Raw genomic sequence first — 3,235 nt, 5'->3', positions numbered from 1 at the left:
GCCGGTCTCGCGCTCGCCGTCCGCTACCTGGCCGGCGAGCGCGACGAGCTGCGCGCCGCCGCGCCGATCATGCCCGGCCTGCTGCTGGGGGCAGGGTTGTTCCTGTCCGCCGGCACCGGCCTGGCCTCGCTCGCGTTCGGCGGTGACGTCCTGCAGAGCTGGATCTTCGACCTCCGCCTGCCGTTGATCGGTGACGTCCACCTGGTGACCTCGGTCTTCTTCGACATCGGCGTCTACCTCGTCGTCATCGGGCTCATCCTGGACATCCTGCGCAGTCTCGGGTCGGGCCTCGACCAGCTCATCGAGGCCGGCGACGACCCCTCCGTGCCGTCGCCCTCCGCCCATCTGCTGAGGGGGCCGCGATGATGGTGCCCAACCTCGTGCTCTGCCTTCTGGTCGGCGTGCTGTTCGCCTCGGGCGTCTACCTGCTGCTGGCCCGAAGCATCGTGCGGGCGCTGATGGGCCTGCTACTGCTGGGCAACGGGGCCAACATCCTCTTCCTGGTCGCGAGCGGGCCGGCGGGAAGGGCACCGATCGTCGGTGCGTCCGACGTGACCGACATGAGTGACCCGCTGCCGCAGGCCATGGTGCTGACCGCCATCGTGATCAGTCTGGGCATGACGGCGTTCGTGCTGGCCCTGGCACACCGTTCGTGGCAGCTGTCGCACCACGACGTGATGGAGGACGACCCGGAGGACTACCGGATCACCATCAAGGCCGAGCGCAACGACATGTCCGACAGCGACTTCTCGCAGGCCGAACCACGGTCGGAGCCGACCGACTTCGAAGGCGACCCCGGGAGCACCGGGTGAACGCGCCGCACGACGGGCTGCTGAGCGCCCTGGTGCCGCTGCCGGTGGTCCTGCCTCTCATCGGCGCGGGGATCACCATCGCCGTGGCCCGTCGCACACACGTCCAGCGCGTCGTCACCGTCACCGTGCTGTCCGCCGTCCTGGTGGTCTCCGGCATCCTGCTGTGGGCCGCCGACACCCACGGGACCCAGGTGGTCGAGGTCGGTGGCTGGGCGCCGCCGCTCGGCATCGTGCTGGTCGTCGACCGGCTCGCGGCGCTGATGCTCGTCGTGTCGTCGCTCGTCTCCCTGGCCGTGCTGCTCTACTCGATCGGCCAGGGCCGTTCCTCGTTCGACGACGAGAGCGACGGCGAGGCACCCCTGCCGATCTTCCACCCGACGATGCTCGTGCTGTCGGCCGGCGTCTCGACGACGTTCATCTCCGGCGACCTCTTCCACATCTACGTCGGCTTCGAGATGCTGCTGGCCGCCAGCTTCGTGCTGCTCACCCTGGGCGGGACCCCGCCGCGGGTCCGGGCGGGCATCACCTACGTGATCGTGAGCATGCTCTCCTCGCTGGTGTTCCTCGTGGCCATCGCCCTGATCTACGCCGCGACCGGCACGGTCAACCTGGCCCAGCTCGCCGGCCGTCTCGACGAGCTCCCGGACGGCACCAGACTGCTGCTGCAGATCATGCTGCTGCTGGGGTTCTGCATCAAGGCCGCGGTGTTCCCGATGTCGGGGTGGCTGCCCGATTCCTATCCCACGGCTCCGGCCCCGGTCACGGCGGTCTTCGCGGGGCTGCTCACCAAGGTCGGTGTCTACGCGATCATCCGCACCCAGACCCTGCTGTTCCCGGACGGCCGGCTCACCGACGTCCTGCTCTGGGCCTCGCTGCTCACCATGCTCGTCGGCATCCTCGGGGCGGTGGCCCAGGACGACATCAAACGGCTGTTGTCCTTCACGCTGGTCAGCCACATCGGCTACATGACCTTCGGCGTCGCGCTCGGCTCGGTCGCGGGCTTCTCCTCCGCCGTGTTCTACGTCGCCCACCACATCACCATCCAGACCACCCTGTTCCTGGTCGCCGGTCTGATCGAACGCCGCGGCGGCAGCACCTCGCTGAAGGAGCTCGGTGGGCTGGCCCGGTCCGCGCCCCTGCTCGGCGTGCTCTTCTTCATCCCGGCGATGAACCTCGCAGGCATCCCGCCGTTCTCCGGGTTCCTCGGCAAGGTGGGGCTGATGGAGGCCGGCGCCGACGCCGGCACCCCACTGGCCTACGTGCTGATCGCCGGTTCGGTGGTCACCAGCCTGCTGACGCTGTATGCCGTGAGCCGGGTCTGGGGCCGTGCCTTCTGGCGCGTGCCCCCGGTGCCGGAGACGACCGTGACGGCGCGGGTGCGCACCGACGCCCTGGGCGCCGGCGTCGTCGCACCGACCGCCGCCCTGGTTGTCGTCGGCGTCGCGATCAGCGTGGTGGCCGGCCCGCTGTTCGGCATCACCGACCGGGCGGCAAGCGACCTGGTCGCGCGCACGCCATACATCCAGTCGGTCTATCCGGGAGGTGCGCCGTGAGACCCCGACGGATCCAGCCGGTCCCGCTGGTCTGGCTCACCGTGATCTGGGTGGCGCTGCAGGGCAGCATCACCTGGGGCAACGTGCTTGCCGGGGTGGCGCTGGGCGGGTTGGTGCTGCTGGTCTTCCCGCTGCCCCGGCTGATCACCGGGGTGCGGTTGCGGCCCTGGGCCTTCCTGGTGCTCATGGTGCGCTTCCAGGTCGACCTGATCTTCTCCAGCTGCCGGGTGGCGTGGCAGGCGGTGCGGCCCGGTCCGGTCGTCGACGGCGTCGTGATGGACGTGTGGCTGCGAGGGCGGGCGACCCTGTTCCAGACCATCGTGGCCGAGATGACGGCCCTGGTGCCCGGCACGGTGGTCATCGACCTGGTGTCGGAGACCGGACAGCTCACCCTGCACGCGCTCGACGTGCACACCCCGGACGAGATCGCCCAGATCCGGCGCGACGTGTTGGCCCTGGAGCGGCGGGTGGTGCGCGCCCTCGCCGCAGACACCCGGCTGCCCGGAGCGCCGGCGGAGGTGGCCTCATGACCGTGGTCGCGGTGATCGCCGGAGCGCTGCTCGCGGTCTCGTCCGCGATCGCCCTGGTCCGTATCGTGCGCGGTCCGAGCGTGCTGGACCGGGCGGTTGCCTCGGAGGTGATCGTGTCCATCGTGGTGTGTGCGATCGGGCTGGAGGCGGCGACCACCCGGCACGCGGCCGTCCTGCCCATCCTGGTATCGCTGTCGTTGGTGGGATTCATCGGCTCGGTGAGCGTGGCCCGGTTCGTCGCCCGGGACCGGGACGACCCGCCACCGCAGGATCCCGGCCGGCCGCCCGGCGGAAGGGGGCAGCGGTGACCTGGGCCGGGCTCGCCGACGTGGCCGGTGCG

5 protein-coding genes are annotated in these 3,235 nt (G+C 70.6%); all 5 read left to right on the top strand.

From position 1 onward, the window contains the following. Positions 1 to 366, top strand: a 366-nt coding sequence (locus FRW57_RS19370; protein WP_275263216.1) for an MnhB domain-containing protein, incomplete at its 5' end; no start/stop codon positions are given. Continuing rightward, the gene (locus FRW57_RS19365) at positions 363 to 812 is read left to right on the top strand and encodes a Na(+)/H(+) antiporter subunit C (RefSeq protein WP_338055388.1); all 450 of its coding nucleotides are present in this window, start codon (positions 363 to 365) and stop codon (positions 810 to 812) included. The genes FRW57_RS19370 and FRW57_RS19365, both read left to right, overlap by 4 nt. Further along, complete coding sequence (locus FRW57_RS19360) at positions 809 to 2,365, top strand: Na+/H+ antiporter subunit D (RefSeq protein ID WP_238999495.1); 1,557 nt, start codon at positions 809 to 811, stop codon at positions 2,363 to 2,365. The genes FRW57_RS19365 and FRW57_RS19360 overlap by 4 nt, the downstream gene beginning before the upstream one ends. Then, a complete protein-coding gene (locus FRW57_RS19355) occupies positions 2,362 to 2,895 on the top strand; it encodes a Na+/H+ antiporter subunit E (protein ID WP_162308119.1) in 534 nt (177 codons plus the stop codon). Before FRW57_RS19360 ends, FRW57_RS19355 begins: the two co-directional genes overlap by 4 nt. Next, positions 2,892 to 3,203 carry a monovalent cation/H+ antiporter complex subunit F gene (locus FRW57_RS19350; RefSeq protein WP_152186805.1) on the top strand — a complete coding sequence of 104 codons (312 nt, stop codon included), beginning with the start codon at positions 2,892 to 2,894 and terminating at the stop codon, positions 3,201 to 3,203. The genes FRW57_RS19355 and FRW57_RS19350 overlap by 4 nt, the downstream gene beginning before the upstream one ends. Positions 3,204 to 3,235 lie beyond the last annotated feature (32 nt).

The sequence above is a fragment of the Segeticoccus rhizosphaerae genome (assembly GCF_009192725.1).
GTDB lineage: Bacteria > Actinomycetota > Actinomycetes > Actinomycetales > Dermatophilaceae > Segeticoccus > Segeticoccus rhizosphaerae.
This window is presented reverse-complemented; position numbering and strand designations above follow the sequence as displayed.